Annotated in this window: 11 protein-coding genes, 1 tRNA gene, 1 other RNA gene and 1 pseudogene; 3 read left to right on the top strand and 11 right to left on the bottom strand. The window is 72.6% G+C overall.

Features of this window, described 5'->3' with window-relative positions; all coding sequences use genetic code 11:
- Window positions 1-1,254: DNA polymerase III subunit gamma and tau (locus tag EDM22_RS18610; RefSeq protein ID WP_122938576.1), on the bottom strand; the 1,254-nt coding region annotated here is incomplete at its 3' end.
- A gap of 82 nt (window positions 1,255-1,336) precedes the next feature.
- On the opposite strand from EDM22_RS18610, the gene EDM22_RS18605 reads away from it, so the two are divergent.
- Entirely contained in the window at window positions 1,337-1,702 is a 366-nt protein-coding gene (locus tag EDM22_RS18605) for a TraR/DksA family transcriptional regulator (RefSeq protein ID WP_122938575.1), read from the top strand.
- A 13-nt stretch (window positions 1,703-1,715) separates the two neighbouring features.
- Here EDM22_RS18605 and EDM22_RS18600 read toward each other — a convergent pair whose 3' ends face one another.
- The 5 genes from EDM22_RS18600 to ffs form a co-directional block, all read right to left on the bottom strand.
- Window positions 1,716-3,119, bottom strand: coding sequence for an MFS transporter (locus tag EDM22_RS18600; RefSeq protein WP_122938574.1), 1,404 nt, complete (start codon window positions 3,117-3,119; stop codon window positions 1,716-1,718).
- The gene (locus EDM22_RS18595) at window positions 3,116-3,742 is read right to left on the bottom strand and encodes a winged helix-turn-helix domain-containing protein (protein WP_122938573.1); all 627 of its coding nucleotides are present in this window, start codon (window positions 3,740-3,742) and stop codon (window positions 3,116-3,118) included. Before EDM22_RS18595 ends, EDM22_RS18600 begins: the two co-directional genes overlap by 4 nt.
- A gap of 302 nt (window positions 3,743-4,044) precedes the next feature.
- The gene (locus EDM22_RS18590) at window positions 4,045-5,247 is read right to left on the bottom strand and encodes an acetate/propionate family kinase (RefSeq protein WP_122938572.1); all 1,203 of its coding nucleotides are present in this window, start codon (window positions 5,245-5,247) and stop codon (window positions 4,045-4,047) included.
- Window positions 5,244-7,418 carry a phosphate acetyltransferase gene (gene pta, locus EDM22_RS18585; protein ID WP_122938571.1) on the bottom strand — a complete coding sequence of 725 codons (2,175 nt, stop codon included), beginning with the start codon at window positions 7,416-7,418 and terminating at the stop codon, window positions 5,244-5,246. Before pta ends, EDM22_RS18590 begins: the two co-directional genes overlap by 4 nt.
- Window positions 7,419-7,450: 32 nt before the next feature.
- An RNA gene (ffs, locus tag EDM22_RS18580) (signal recognition particle sRNA small type) lies at window positions 7,451-7,547 on the bottom strand.
- A gap of 100 nt (window positions 7,548-7,647) precedes the next feature.
- Here ffs and EDM22_RS18575 point away from each other — a divergent pair.
- Window positions 7,648-7,735 (top strand) — tRNA-Ser (locus EDM22_RS18575).
- Between the two features lie 17 nt (window positions 7,736-7,752).
- On the opposite strand, the gene EDM22_RS18570 is transcribed toward EDM22_RS18575, so the two are convergent.
- The 3 genes and pseudogenes from EDM22_RS18570 to EDM22_RS18560 all read right to left on the bottom strand — a co-directional run bounded on the left by EDM22_RS18570 (window position 7,753) and on the right by EDM22_RS18560 (window position 10,727).
- Window positions 7,753-9,450, bottom strand: coding sequence for an ABC1 kinase family protein (locus tag EDM22_RS18570; RefSeq protein ID WP_122938570.1), 1,698 nt, complete (start codon window positions 9,448-9,450; stop codon window positions 7,753-7,755).
- Between the two features lie 37 nt (window positions 9,451-9,487).
- A pseudogene (locus EDM22_RS18565) lies at window positions 9,488-9,628 on the bottom strand (PadR family transcriptional regulator); the annotation flags it as partial.
- A 73-nt stretch (window positions 9,629-9,701) separates the two neighbouring features.
- Entirely contained in the window at window positions 9,702-10,727 is a 1,026-nt protein-coding gene (locus EDM22_RS18560; RefSeq protein WP_122938569.1) for a patatin-like phospholipase family protein, read from the bottom strand.
- 272 nt (window positions 10,728-10,999) lie between these two features.
- Between EDM22_RS18560 and EDM22_RS18555 the strand changes: the two genes are divergently transcribed.
- Window positions 11,000-11,548 (top strand): hypothetical protein, encoded by a 549-nt coding sequence (locus EDM22_RS18555; protein WP_122938568.1) that lies wholly within the window; start codon window positions 11,000-11,002, stop codon window positions 11,546-11,548.
- On the opposite strand, the gene EDM22_RS18550 is transcribed toward EDM22_RS18555, so the two are convergent.
- Window positions 11,545-12,213: a GNAT family N-acetyltransferase gene (locus EDM22_RS18550; RefSeq protein WP_122938567.1), complete on the bottom strand. Its 669-nt coding sequence runs from the start codon at window positions 12,211-12,213 to the stop codon at window positions 11,545-11,547. The two genes, EDM22_RS18555 and EDM22_RS18550, sit on opposite strands and share 4 nt — an antisense overlap.
- A partial coding sequence (locus EDM22_RS18545; RefSeq protein WP_122938566.1) for a helicase HerA-like domain-containing protein occupies window positions 12,210-13,917 on the bottom strand: 1,708 nt, incomplete at its 5' end. The genes EDM22_RS18545 and EDM22_RS18550, both read right to left, overlap by 4 nt.

The following is a 13,917-nucleotide window of genomic DNA, read 5'->3' as shown; positions in this document are numbered from 1 at the left end:
CGCGGCCTGCGCGCGCGACTCGGCGGCCGCCACGGCAGGAGCCGGCGCGCGGCCGGTTTCGGGCTCGCCGGCCGGCCCCGCGGCATCCGTGACCCCGATGCGGCGCTCGAGGCGCTCGACTCGCGCGAGGGCGCCGCGCTCGGAGTCGTCGGCGGAGGGCACGAGCACGCGCGCGAGCATGAGCTCGAGGTGGAGGCGCGGCGAGGTGGCGCCCGTCATCTCGGTGAGGGTCTGGCTGACCAGGTCGGCGACGCGCGAGAGCTCCGCCGAACCGAAGGCGGCGGCCTGCGCGCCCATGCGGGCGAGTTCATCGGACGGGATGCCGCGCAGCACCGCTGCGGCAGCCTCGGGACTCGTGGCCGCGACGACGATGAGGTCGCGCAGGCGCTCGAGCAGGTCTTCGACGAAGCGACGCGGGTCTTGACCGGTCTGCACCACGCGGTCGGCCGCGGCGAAGGCGCCCGAGGCGTCGCCCGCCCCGATCGCGTCGACGACCTCGTCGAGCAGGGCGCCGTGGGTGTAGCCGAGCAACGCAACCGCGCGCTCGTAGCCGACCGTGGAGCTCTCGGACCCGGCGATGAGCTGGTCGAGCAGCGAGAGCGTGTCGCGGGGCGAGCCGCCGCCCGCGCGGACCACGAGCGAGAGCACACCGGGCTCGACCTGCACGCCCTCCTCGTCGCAGAGCTTCTGCACGTATTCGAGCATGGGCGCCGGCGGCACGAGCCGGAACGGGTAGTGGTGCGTGCGCGAGCGGATGGTGCCGAGCACCTTGTCGGGCTCGGTCGTGGCGAAGATGAACTTGACGTGGTCGGGCGGCTCCTCGACGAGCTTGAGCAGCGCGTTGAATCCCTGCGACGTGACCATGTGCGCCTCGTCGAGGATGAAGATCTTGTAGCGGTCGCGGGCCGGGGCGAACACGGCGCGCTCGCGCAGGTCTCGGGCGTCGTCGACGCCGTTGTGGCTCGCCGCGTCGATCTCGACGACGTCGAGCGAGCCGCTGCCGCCGCGCGAGAGCTCGACGCAGCTCGGGCACACGCCGCAGGGCGTGTCGGTGGGCCCCTCGGCGCAGTTGAGGCAGCGCGCGAGGATGCGCGCCGACGTGGTCTTGCCGCAACCGCGTGGCCCGCTGAACAGGTAGGCGTGGTTCACGCGGTCGGTGCGGAGCGCCGTCATGAGCGGCTCGGTCACCTGCGACTGGCCGATCATCTCGGCGAACGTCTCAGGCCGATAACGGCGATACAGGGCGGTGACCACGGATCAATCGTAGTTGCCGGGTCTGACACGACGTCCGGATGCCGCAGGCGTACCATTCCTGCAACGAAAGGCGGGGCCCTCGATGACGATGACACCGGCGCAACTCGAGCGATTCACGGCCAGGCTGCAGGCCGAGCGTGCCGACGCACTGGCGCGGATGGCGGGCTCGGACTCGGCGATGAGCGAGGTGCGCGCCGCGAAAGCGGGCGGCGTCGCCGACGACGAGCACGACCCCGAGGGCCCGACGATGACCCAGGAGTGGTCGCAGCGCACCGCCGTGCTCGCCGACGTGACCGCCGAGCTGCACGACATCGACCGCGCCCTGGCGCGGATCGCCGAAGGCACGTACGGCGTGTGCACGCGCTGCGGGAAGCGCATCACCGTCGCGCGGCTCGACGCCCGCCCGACGGCCGAGCTCTGCATCGACTGCGCGCGGCTCGTGCGCTGATCCGGAGCCGCGGTCAGGCGCGGGCGCTGGTGTCGGCGAGTGCGCCGGATGCCTCGAGCGGCGCCCCCGCGTCGGCCGCGCCATGCGCGCGAGCCGCCGACAGCCCCGCGAACGAGCGGATGACGAGCGGGCTCGCCCCGAGCACGAGGTACAGCGCGCCGCAGGCGGCCAGCGTGGGCACCAGTCCGAGCTGCTCCACGGCCAGCCCGCCGAGGAGCGCCCCGAGCGGCATGGACGCGGCGACCCCCGCGGTCGTGGCGCCGAACACGCGGGCGCGCATGCCGTCGGTGACCTCGCCGTACATGACCGTCGCCATCATCGGGTTGAGCGCTCCCGCGGCCAGGCCGGAGCACGCCAGCACCGGCAGCAGCACGGGCAGCGGCGCTCCGAGCGCCATCGCCAGGTACGGGGGCGCTCCGGCGAGCACGAAGCACGTGGCGAACATGAGCCGGCCCGAGTACCGGTGGCCGAACGCCCCGAAGAGGGCCGAGCCCGTGAGGGCGCCTGCCGCGAAACATCCGACCATGAAGCCGAGCATCGCCGGGTCGTCGAGCACCTCGGTGGCGTAGACGGGCTTCAGCACGGTCATGCCGGCGGCGTCGATCGCGTTCGTGAGGGTGACGAGCAGCACGATGGCCCGCAGCAGCGGCGAGCCCGCGACGAAGCGGATGCCGGCGACGAACCCGCCGGCCGCGTGGGCATCGCGCGCGCCCGCCTCGCCCGTCGCGCCCGTGTCAGCGAGCGGTGCGGCGCCGTCGGCCGGTGCGGCGCCGTCGGCCGCCGCGATGACGGATGCCGCGACGCGACGCGGCACGAAGCACGCCACGAGCACGGCCGACACGGCGAACCCCGCCGCATCCACCACGAGCGCGGGCACCGGACCCGCGATCGCGACGAGCGCCCCGGCAACGCCCGCCCCGATCATCGACGCCGTGCGCTGCACCGTCGACTGCGCGCCCGCGGCGCGGGCCAGCGGCATCCGCGCGAGGCGGGCGAGGTCGGGCACGAGCACCGTCTTCGCGGTGTCGCCCGGCGGGTCGAGCAGGCCGCCGAGGAAGACGAGGGCGAGCAGCACCCCGAACGGCAGGCCGACCGTGAGGCTCAGCAGCGGGATCGCCAGCACCGTGAGCCCGCTCGCGACATCCGCGACGATGCTCGAGGCGCGATAGCCGAACCGGTCGACGAGCACACCGCCGAGCGCGCCGCCGATGATGAGCGGCACCGTCGCGAACACGCCGGCGACGCCTGCGGCGAGCGCCGAGCCTGTCTCGGTGAGCGCGATGATCGGGATGGCGATGAGCGCGATCGCGTTGCCCGAGAGCGAGCAGAACTGCGCCGCGAACAGGGCGAGGATCGGCAGGCGGCGGCGCGGAGCCGGCGTCGCCGTCGGCGCTGCGGTGCCTGCTCGGGCGCTCATCGCGCGGGCCTCGGGAACGTGTGGGTGATCCACCGCACGGCGCGCGCCCCCTCCGGCCGCTCGCGCTCGTCGCGCCCACGCGCGAACCACCGCTCACGCACGGCGGCCAGGTCGGCTCCGAGCTCGCGGAACTCGTCGAGGGTGAGGTAGGCCGCGCCGTCGCTCGAGTCGGATGCCGCGACCCACTCGGCGTCGAGGTGGGCCTCGGCGTCGAGCGCCTCGAGGAGCTCGCGATGGTACGCGTCGAGCACGGCGCGCCGCATGGCGTCGGATGCCGCGTGCCGCTCGGGATCGCCGAGGAACTCCGCGGGCTGCCAGCTCGTGACCTGGTGCGCGGCGCGCCACCACCGCTCGCGGCGGTCTCGCGCGAGCTCGGGCGCCGGCTCGACGAAGCCGTGCTTCGCGAGCGTCTGCATGTGGTAGCTCGCTGATCCCGCGGCCTCCCCCGTGCGCTCGGCGATCATGCCCACCGTGGCCGGCCCGTCCACGCGGAGCAGGCCGAGGATGCGGAGCCGCATCGGGTGCGCGAGCGCGCGCATCGCACCGGCGTCATGCAGGTCGATACGCGACGGGTCGCTCCGTGACGGGTCGACGCCGGAGCCGGTACGCGGTGCCTCGTTCATGAGGCCAACCTACGTGCACAAGAACCGTTGTACAAGGGTTCTTGTATATTCACCGTGCGCGACTCACGCCTGTGCGCAACTCCGGAGCAACGACGGGCCCACCGGCGTGTCGGATGTCGCAACGCGGCCGTTCCCGCCGCCCTTCCGGAGTTGCGAACGGCACGACCCCGCCCGCCGCCGGTCGAGTGCGGACGACGAAGTCGCCCGCGCATCGAGACCCCTCGCACAACCCCGCCCGCCGCCGGTCGAGTGCGGACGACGAAGTCGCCCGTGTATCGAGACCCGCCCGACCCGGCCCCGCGTCAGCGCTCGACGACCTCGAGCGCCTGCCGGGCGATCTCGAGCTCCTCGTTCGTGGGCACGACGAGCACCTCGGTGCGCGAGGCATCCGTGGAGATGCGGCGGGCGCCGCTCCCCCGCATGCGATTGCGCTCGGCGTCGAGCTCCACCCCGAAGCCCTCCAGCCCCTCGAGCGACAGCTCCCGCACGCGCGCTGAGTTCTCGCCGACGCCGGCCGTGAACACGATCGCGTCGACCCGTCCGAGTTGCGCCGCGTACGCCCCCACGTACGCGCGGATCCGGTGCGTGTAGACCTCGAGCGCGAGCTCCGCGTCGGGGTCGCCCGCCTCGGCCGCCGCCTCGAGGTCGCGCATGTCGCCGTGGCCGCCGAGGCCGAGGATGCCGCTGCGCTTGTTGAGCAGGTCGTCGACGCCGTCGGCATCGAGGCCGGCGCGCCGTTCGAGGTGCAGGAGGATCGCCGGGTCGATGTCGCCCGAGCGCGTGCCCATGACGAGCCCCTCGAGCGGGGTCATGCCCATGCTCGTCTCGACCGAGCGGCCGCCCGACACGGCGCACGCCGAGGCGCCGTTGCCGAGGTGCAGCACGATGACGCGGAGCTCCTCGACGGGCCGCTCCAGGAACTCGGCCGCCGCCCGCGACACGAACCGGTGCGACGTGCCGTGGAACCCGTAGCGCCGGATGCGGTGCTTCTCGGCGAGCTCGCGGTCGATCGCGTAGGTGTACGCGGCGGGCGGCATGGTCTGGTGGAAGGCGGTGTCGAACACCGCCACGTGCGGCACGCCGGGGAACGCGTGCTCGGCCGCGACGATGCCCGCGAGGTTCGCCGGGTTGTGCAGCGGCGCGAGCACCGAGAGCTCGTCGATGTTGATCTTCACGAGCTCGGTGATGACGGTGGGCTCGAAGAACCGCGCACCGCCCTGCACGACGCGATGGCCGACGGCGACGGGCGCGTGCTCCGCCAGCGACGGCCCGTGCGCCTCGAAGGCCTCGAGCATGCGCGCGAACGCGGCGTCGTGGTCGGGCACGCCGACCTCCTCGCGGAACGTCTGCGCATCGTCGCCGTGGCCGACGGTGTGGCTCGCGCGTCCGTCGGCGTGGCCGATCCGCTCGATGAGTCCGCCCGCGAGCGGCTCGCCCGCGGCGACGTCGACGAGCTGGTACTTGAGCGACGAGGAACCCGAGTTCACGACGAGGACGATGCTCACGAGGCATCCGCCGCCTGGATCGCCGTGATGGCCACGGTGTTGACGATGTCCTGCACGAGCGCCCCTCTCGAGAGGTCGTTGACGGGCTTGCGCAGCCCCTGCAGCACCGGTCCGATCGCCACTGCCCCGGCCGAGCGCTGCACGGCCTTGTAGGTGTTGTTGCCCGTGTTGAGGTCGGGGAAGATGAACACCGTCGCGCGCCCCGCGACATCCGAGTCGGGCATCTTGGTGCGTGCGACGGCGACATCGGATGCCGCGTCGTACTGGATCGGGCCCTCGACGGGCAGTTCGGGCGCGCGTTCGCGCACGAGCTCGGTGGCGCGCCGCACCTTCTCGACGTCGGCGCCCGTGCCCGACTCCCCGGTGGAGTACGACAGCATCGCGATGCGCGGCTCGATGCCGAACTGCGCCGCCGTGTGCGCCGACGAGATCGCGATGTCGGCGAGCTGCTCGGCCGTGGGATCGGGCACGACGGCGCAGTCGCCGTAGACGAGCACGCGGTCGGCGAGCGCCATGAGGAACACGCTCGAGACGACCTGCACGCCCGGCTTCGTCTTGATGATCTCGAAGGCGGGCCGGATGGTGTGCGCCGTCGTGTGCATCGCCCCAGAGACCATGCCGTCGGCGAGCCCCAGCTCGACCATCATGGTGCCGAAGTAGGAGACGTCCTGCACGGTGTCGCGGGCCTGCTCGAGCGTGACGCCCTTGTGCGCCCGGCGCCGCTGGTACTCGTCGGCGAAGCGGTACACGAGCACGTGGTCGTGGTTCGAGAGCACCGTGGCGCGTGAGATGTCGAGCCCGAGGCCGATCGCGCGTGCGCGGATCTCGATCTCCTCGCCGAGGATCGTGAGCTCGGCGACGTCGCGCGCGAGCAGCGTGGCCGCGGCGCGCAGGATGCGGTCGTCGTAGCCCTCGGGCAGCACGATGTGCTTGCGCGCCTCGCGGGCGCGGGCGAGGATGCCGTACTCGAAGAGCAGCGGGGTCACGACGTCGGTGCGCGCGACGTCGAGCAGGTCGAGCAGCGCCTGCCCGTCGACGTGCTTCTCGAAGAGCGACAGGGCGGTGTCGCGCTTGCGCTGCGACTCGGCCGCGAGTCGTCCGCGGGTCTGCGTGATGGCGAGCGCGGTGTCGTAGCTGCCGAGCTCGGTGCGGATGATCGGCAGGCCCGACTTGATCCCGTCGATGAGCCGCTCGATGGTGTCGGAGATCGCGAAGCCCCCGTTGAGCACGAGGCCCGAGATCGACGGGAACGTCGCCGAGGCGTGCGCCGTGAGCACGCCGAGCAGCACCTCGCTGCGGTCGCCCGGCACCACGACGACCGAGCCCTCGATGAGGCGCGTCAGCACGTTCTCCATGGACATCGCGGCGATGACGACCCCGAGCGCCTCGCGCTCGAGCAGCTCGGGATCGCCCGCGTAGAGCGTGCCGTGCACGGCCTGCATCACGCTGCGCATCGACGGCGCCACGAGGTAGACGTCTTCGGGAATAGCCCACACGGCGACGGATGCCGCGGCGCCGCCGGATGCGTCGGTGCGCGCCCGCGCGCCCGCATCCGTCGCCGGCCCCGCGGCCGCGCGCACGGCGGCGACGATGTCGTCGAGCCGATCGGGATCGGCGCGGTTCGCGACGATCCCGAGGAGGGTGGCGTGCTCGCGCTGCAGCTCCTCGACGGCGAGCTCGGTGAGCTGCGCGAGCTCGTCGGGCGTGCGGGCGTCCGAGTAGCCGATGTGCTCGGAGGAGCCCCGGCCCTGGGCGACGCGGCCGCCGACCACGAGCAGCACGGGCGCCCCGAGGTTGGCCGCGATGCGCGCGTTCGTCGCGAGCTCGGTGGGGCTGCCGACATCCGTGTAGTCGGAGCCGAGGATGACGACGGCGTCGCAGCGGCCCTCGACGGCCTTGAAGCGGCGCACGATGGTGGAGAGCGCAGCCTCGGGGTCGGCGTGCACCTCGTCGTAGCCGACGCCGATCGCCTCGTCGTACGAGAGGTCGATGACGCCCTCGTGCGCGAGCAGCAGCTCGAGCACGTAGTCGCGCTCCTCGGTGGAGCGGGCGATGGGGCGGAAGACGCCGACGCGGGTGGCGCGCCGGCTCAACGTGTCGATCGTGCCGAGCGCGACCGTCGACTTGCCCGCGTTGCCCTCGGCGGAACAGATGTAGATGCTGTGCGCCACGGTGCCCAGCCTATGGCGTGGGGGCTGGCAACGAAGAAGACCCCCCGCGCACCCGCCAGAGCCCGGTTACCCTTGCTGCGTTTCCGCCCTGGGGGAGTTGGCCTGGATGGCGCCACGCGGGGAGCCGTCATCCATTCTACCTGCTCGAGCGGATGCCGGTGCACTCGGGCCCGCTCGAAGTCGGGTACGATTTCAGAGGCCGCGCGTTCCCGAACGTCGCTGCCCGCCAGGAGGATTCGCCTAGTGGCCTATGGCGCACGCTTGGAAAGCGTGTTGGGTGAAAGCCCTCGGGGGTTCGAATCCCCCATCCTCCGCCAAACGAAACACTCACCGCTCAGCCCGGCCCGCGCCGGCCGGCCAGCCCAGCGAAGAGCGCGTGCAGCAGCGGCAGCGCCGACGCCGCCATGAGCACGGTGCCGAGCACCACCGCATCGGGACGCAGCAGGGTCCCGCCGATGAGCAGGCCGGCGAACAGGATCGCCGAGACGATCCGGCGTCCGGTGCGCTCGAGCTGCCGGACGCGCTGGTCGAGGCGCGGCGTGTCGACGGCGAGCTTCCCGTCCTCGATGCGGGTGACCACGTCGTCGAGCCGGCGGGGCAGCCGCGCCACGACACCGGTGATCGAGACGGCCTCCTGGGCGAACGCGCGCACGACGCCGCCGCGCTCGTCGCGAAGGAGCTGGGCGGCGTACGGTTCCACCGCGTTCCAGATGTTGAACTGCGGATCGAGCCCGCTGCACATGCCGGAGGTGAGCGAGACCGCACGGATGATGAGCAGGAAGTTCTCGGGGAGCTGGAACGGAAGCGAACGCATCGTGTCGCCGAACTCGATCGCGAACCGTTCCAGCTCCTTCGGATCGACCTGCCGCAGGTCCGCGAACCCCATCCCGCCGAAGCGGGCGAACAACGCCGTCAGGGCCCGCTCGAGCTCCGAGGTGTCGGCGGACGGCAGCAGCACCCCCAGGTCCCGGATGCTGTCGACGAGCTGCCGTCCGTTGCGCGCAGCGACTGCGATCAGGAACCGCTGCATGCCCTGACGCAGGGTGTCGGGGACCTCGCCCATCATCCCGAAGTCGATGAACGTGAGCACCCAGTTGCGCCCGCCCGGTCCCGTACCGTCGGGAACCGGGGTGACGAAGATGTTGCCCGGATGCGGGTCCGCATGGAAGAAGCCGCCGACGAACAGCTGGTCGAGCATCACCGTCGCGAAGTCCGCCGCCACCGCCGACGGATCGATGCCGGCGGCGCGCAACCCGGCGAGGTCGTTGATCTTGATCGCGGTGACGTCCTGCAGCGTGAGCACGCGGCGGGTCGTGCGCTCCCACGCGATCTCCGGGACGCGCACGCGTTCGTCGTCGGCGAAGTCGTGCGCGAACCGCTCCGCGTTCTGCGCTTCGTGCAGGTAGTCGATCTCCTCGAGGCTCGTCTGCGCGAACTCCTCGACGAGCCCGGGCAGGTCGACGTGGCTCGAGACGAGCCGGACCCGGTTCAGCCATCCCGCGACCTTCCGCAGCGCCGCGAGGTCGACGTCGATGATCACCTCGATGCCCGGCCGCTGCACCTTCACGACGACATCGGCGAACCCGGTCTCCTCGGCCTCCGACGGCGCCAGGCGGGCGCGGTGCGCCTGGCCGAGGGATGCCGCCGCCAGCGGCGTCGGGTCGAAGGAGGTGTACTTCTGCTCCAAGGGGACGCCGAGCTCGGACTCGGCGAGCGCCCGGATCGCCGCGAACTCCTCGGGCGGAACCTCGTCCTGGAGCCCTTCGAGCTCCCTCGTGATCTCGGGCGGCAGCACGTCGAGTCGCGAGGACATGAACTGCCCCACCTTGATCATGAGTCCGCCGAGCGCGACCGCGAGCGTGTGGAAGTTCCGCGCGATGCGCTGGAGCCTCGCCGCACGGCCGCGAGCGGCGAAGCCCGCCAACCCGATCCGCGGCAGGACGAGCTCGAACCACCAGGCCTGCACCATGTACCGCAGGGCGAACCGCAGGATCCGCCGGTAGCGGGCGCGTGTGTGCCTGACGTCGGCCATGAAGTCTCCTTGACGCCGACGTGCTCGCGGCACGCGGTCAGTCCTGGGCGAGGATCGAGTACAGCCTACGCCGGGCCTCGTCGAGCACCGCGACCTCCTCCGTCACCCGCTCGGGCGACCCGGTGCGCGCCACCTGCGCGGCGGCCTGCGCGAGCTGGGCGCCCGCCCTCGGGATCGTGGTCGCGCTGCCACGATCCATCGCTCACAGGACGACGGCCTGTGGCGAACACCCCTCGCGATCGGCGCCGGCGTCAGAGCGGGTTCAGTCGCCCGGTCGTCCGTTCGTCGGGCCCCGTGCCGTTCGGGCTCGCGGCAGCGGCACGGTCGAGCGCTGCGATCGCCCGCTCACGACCGAGCGCGATGAGCTCGTCGGCGCGGTGGAAGTCCAGCACGCGGGCCGCGTCCTTCGGCACCGTGACGTAGAGGTCGGCCGGGTAGCCCGCGAGCCGGTAGTCGGCGACGAGCGACTGCATCGTGTCGAGCGAGAGCTGCATGACGTCGAACATCCGGAGGCCCGCGGGGAGCTCGCCGAAGACCTCCTCGAGCGCCTGGCCGGCCGCGGTCTCGGGCCCGACCGGCTTCCCGCCGGAGAAGCGACGCGTGACCATCCGCACGACATCGCGATCGAGCACCTGGGCGGCGGTACGACGGAACCGTCCGATCCACTCCTCGCTCGGTTCCGTCTCGGCCGACGCCCGCTGGGGTGTCGGCGGTCGCGCCGTCGAGTTGCCGGAGAGGAGCACCGCGATCGTGAGGTCGGCACGCGACGCGGCGGTCGGCGCGACGGGCACCGGGTTGAGCAGGCCGCCGTCGGCGAGCAGCCGCCCGTTGAGCATGACCGGCGTGATGAAGCTCGGCAGGGCGATCGAGGCCCGGATCGCCACGTCGACCGGGCCGTCCTGGAACCACACCTCCCGGTGGCTGAGCAGGTCGGCCGCCACCGCCGTGTAGGCGACCGGCAGGTCCTCGATGCGCACGCCGCCGAGCAGTTCGCTCACGCGGGACATGATCTTCTCCGCGCGGATCGCGCCCGGCGCCTTGAGCGTCGGGTCGAGCAGCCGCAGCACGTCGCGCTGGGTGAGCGTGCGCACCCAGTCCGTGTAGGCGGGCAGTACGCCGGCCGCGTACAGGCCGCCCACCGCGGCGCCCATCGAGCTGCCGGCGACGCTCACGATGTCGTAGCCGCGTTCCTCGAGCACCTGGATGACCCCGATGTGCGCGTAGCCGCGCGCGCCTCCCGAACCCAGGGCCAGTGCCACCCGCGTGCGCTCCGGCATCCGCCCGACTCCTCCCGACCCGGGCAGCCGTTCGGCCGCCCTCGACCTGCGCTCCAACCTACTCGCCGGGCGGCTCGGCCAGGCGAGGGCGAGCGGATGCCGCGCGATCCCGAGCCGGCTCACGGCGCCGTGTCCCCCTTAATGCCGAATGGCGCGACGCGTACGCGCAGCGCATGATGACAGAGATGTCAGCGGCGCGGGTGGGTGCGAGGAATGGGGATTCAGGGGGCTCCGCCACCGCGACGACGACAGCAGGGGGCGACGGCCTCAGGGTGGGGACCCTGAGGCCGCGTCGCACCCTGGTCCGCAGCATCGGACTCACGCTCGCCGCCCTCGCGTTCCCGCTCGTCATCGCCGACCTGTGGGCCCTCCCGCCGACGGGCGACGTGCGCATCGTCACGTCGGTCGTCCTGCTCGTGTTCGTGGCCGCGGGGCTCGCGTGGCGCCGCTATCGCCGCACCGAGGTCGTGGTGAGCGAGCTCGGCATCGTCGAACGCGGGTTCTTCGGACAGGTGCAGGTCACGGCGGCACGGGACATCGCCGGCGTGATCCGCCTCGAGCTGTACCGGGGCGCGACCCTCGACACGACACGGCAGCTGTTCGTGGTCGACGCCGACGGCGCGTGCCGGCTGCGCATGCGCGGTTCGTTCTGGGACGACGAGGCGATGGACGACGTCGCGCGCCTCCTCGGGATCGACGAGACCGTGCGGCCGGAGCCGGTCACGCTCGCCGAGCTCCGGCGGAGCGATCCGCAATTGCTGTACTGGTTCGAGCGCCGCCCGTTCGCCTCCGGCGCCGAGACCGCCGCGCGCGAGTCCTAGCGCGTCCCGATGCCGAGCCGCGGCGCGTCGGGGGTGCTCGACGGGAGCTCGTGGAAGCCGAGCCGGTCGTAGAACGCCCGAGCGCCGCTGTTGGCGGCGTCCATGCCGAGATGCAGGCGTTCGACGCCGCGCTCGGCGAGCGCCGCGCGCAACGTGTCGATGAGCAGGCGGCCGAGCCCCCTGCCCTGCAGCTCGGGCAGCAGGTCGATGTGCAGGTGCGCCGGGTAGTCGTCGAGTTCGGGGATGCGCATGCGTTCCGGGTCGCCGCCGTCGGCGAGGAGCTGCGCCTCGGAGTAGGCCGGGTCGCGCCCCGTCGGCGCCCCGGGCGTCGGGTGCCGGCGGCGGAACCCGGGCGCCCACTCCCGGCGGTACCACTCGATGAAGTCCGCGGTGTCGGCGACGCCGAGCACGTACCCGAGCACCGGAGCTTCATCGCCGCCACCGCCCACCACGACGAACGCGAGGTCCGGCGCGTAGTCGACGTACGGCAGCGCGTACACCTCGGGCATGAGGGTGTCGTCGGAGTAGACGCCGGTTGCGTCGCCGCCGCCCGCGGCCGTGAGCAGGCAGATGCGCGCGATCGCGTCGCGGTCGGCCGGGCGGTACGGGCGGATGACGGGACCGGCCGCGGCCGCGGCATCCGACCGCTCGCGGGCCGCCGTCACTTGCGCTTCGCCATGCCGAAGATGCCCGTGAGCACCTGCTTCAGCACGGTCTGCGTCGTCTTCGAGCCGAGCACCTCCTCGAGTGCCGAGCGTTCGGGCGTGCGCCGGCGCGACGACGAGCCCGAGGTCTTCTTGAGCAGCCGGTCGTACTCGGCCTGCGCCTTGCGGTCGGCCTTCTCCTGGTCGGCGCGGATCTTCGCCTGCATCCTCTCGTATTCGGCGTCGGCCTTGGCCTTCGCGGCGGCGGCCTCCTCGGCATCGGCGCGGGCCGCGGCATCCGCCATCTTGGTCGTGAGCAGCTCGTGCGCGGACTCGCGGTCGATCGCGGTGCCGTATTTCGCGAGCAGGGGGGATGCCGCGACGGCGGCGTCGATCGCGGCCTGCGGGCTCGGCGACATCGACGCCTGCGGCGCGCGGAGCCGGGTCCAGGCGACGGGGCTCGGCGCGCCCTTCTCGTTCATGACCGTGACGATCGCCTCGCCCGTGCCGAGCACGGTGAGCGTCTCTGCGAGGTCGTAGCCGGAATTCGGGTACGTCGAGACCGTGGCCCGCAGCGCCTTCGCGTCGTCGGGGGTGAACGCCCGCAGCTGGTGCTGCACGCGTGAGCCGAGCTGGGCGAGCACGTCGGAGGGCACGTCCTTCGGGGTCTGCGTGACGAAGAAGACGCCGACGCCCTTCGAGCGGATGAGCCGCACGGTCTGCGTGATCTGCGAGAGGAACTCCTTGGACGCGTCCGTGAAGAGCAGGTGCGCCTCGTCGAAGAAGAAGACGAGCTTGGGCTTGTCGAGGTCGCCGACCTCGGGCAGGTCGTTGAAGAGGTCGGCGAGGAGCCACATGAGGAACGTGGAGTACAGCGCGGGCTTGTCGGCCACGCCCGGCACCTCGAGCAGGCTGATGATGCCGCGGCCGTCGGGCGCGGTGCGCAGGAACTCGGCGGTGTCGATCTCGGGCTCGCCGAAGAACACGTCGGCGCCCTGGTCGGCGAAGGTGATGAGCTCGCGCAGGATGACCCCGACGGTCGCCTTCGACAGGCCGCCGAGGCCCTCGAGCTCGGGCTTGCCCTCGTCGCTCACGAGATAGGCGAGCACGGCGCGCAGGTCGTCGAGGTCGAGCAGCGCGAGCCCGTTGGCGTTCGCGTAGTGGAACACGAGGCCGAGGCTCGACTCCTGCGTGTCGTTGAGGCCCAGCACCTTGCTGAGCAGCAGCGGGCCGAAGCCCGAGATCGTCGCCCGGATCGGGATGCCCGTGCCGACGCCCCCGAGCGAGAAGAACTCGGTGGGGAAGCTCGCCGCCTGCCACGCCTGCCCGATGCCCTCGGTGCGCTTCAGCAGCTTCTCGTTGCCCTCGCCCGGCGTCGCGACGCCTGAGAGGTCGCCCTTGATGTCGGCGGCGAACACCGCGACGCCCGCGGCGGAGAGCTGCTCGGTGAGCAGCTGCAGCGTGCGGGTCTTCCCGGTGCCGGTCGCGCCGGCGACGAGGCCGTGGCGGTTCGTCATGGCGAGGGGGATGCGCACGGGGACATCGGGCAGCGCCTCGCCGTTCACGAGGGCGCCCATCTCGAGGGCGGGGCCATCGAAGGCGTAGCCGGCGCGCACCTGCTCCACGTGCTCGGGGTCGAGCGGGGCGTCGGGGGCGGGGGCGGATGCCGCGGCGGCCGGCTGCGCGGCGGGCGCCCCGGGTGCGGGCTCGGCCGACGCGGGCTCG

This window comes from Agromyces tardus, assembly GCF_003710805.1.
GTDB classification, from domain to species: domain Bacteria; phylum Actinomycetota; class Actinomycetes; order Actinomycetales; family Microbacteriaceae; genus Agromyces; species Agromyces tardus.
This window is presented reverse-complemented; position numbering and strand designations above follow the sequence as displayed.

Bases quoted from the DNA above. Each gene is read 5' to 3' on its own strand.
- EDM22_RS18605 (WP_122938575.1), top strand. From the start codon at position 1,337: ATGACGATGACACCGGCGCAACTCGAGCGATTCACGGCCAGGCTGCAG.
- EDM22_RS18600 (WP_122938574.1), bottom strand. From the start codon at position 3,119: ATGAGCGCCCGAGCAGGCACCGCAGCGCCGACGGCGACGCCGGCTCCG.
- EDM22_RS18595 (WP_122938573.1), bottom strand. From the start codon at position 3,742: ATGAACGAGGCACCGCGTACCGGCTCCGGCGTCGACCCGTCACGGAGC.
- EDM22_RS18570 (WP_122938570.1), bottom strand. From the start codon at position 9,450: ATGGCCGACGTCAGGCACACACGCGCCCGCTACCGGCGGATCCTGCGG.
- EDM22_RS18560 (WP_122938569.1), bottom strand. From the start codon at position 10,727: ATGCCGGAGCGCACGCGGGTGGCACTGGCCCTGGGTTCGGGAGGCGCG.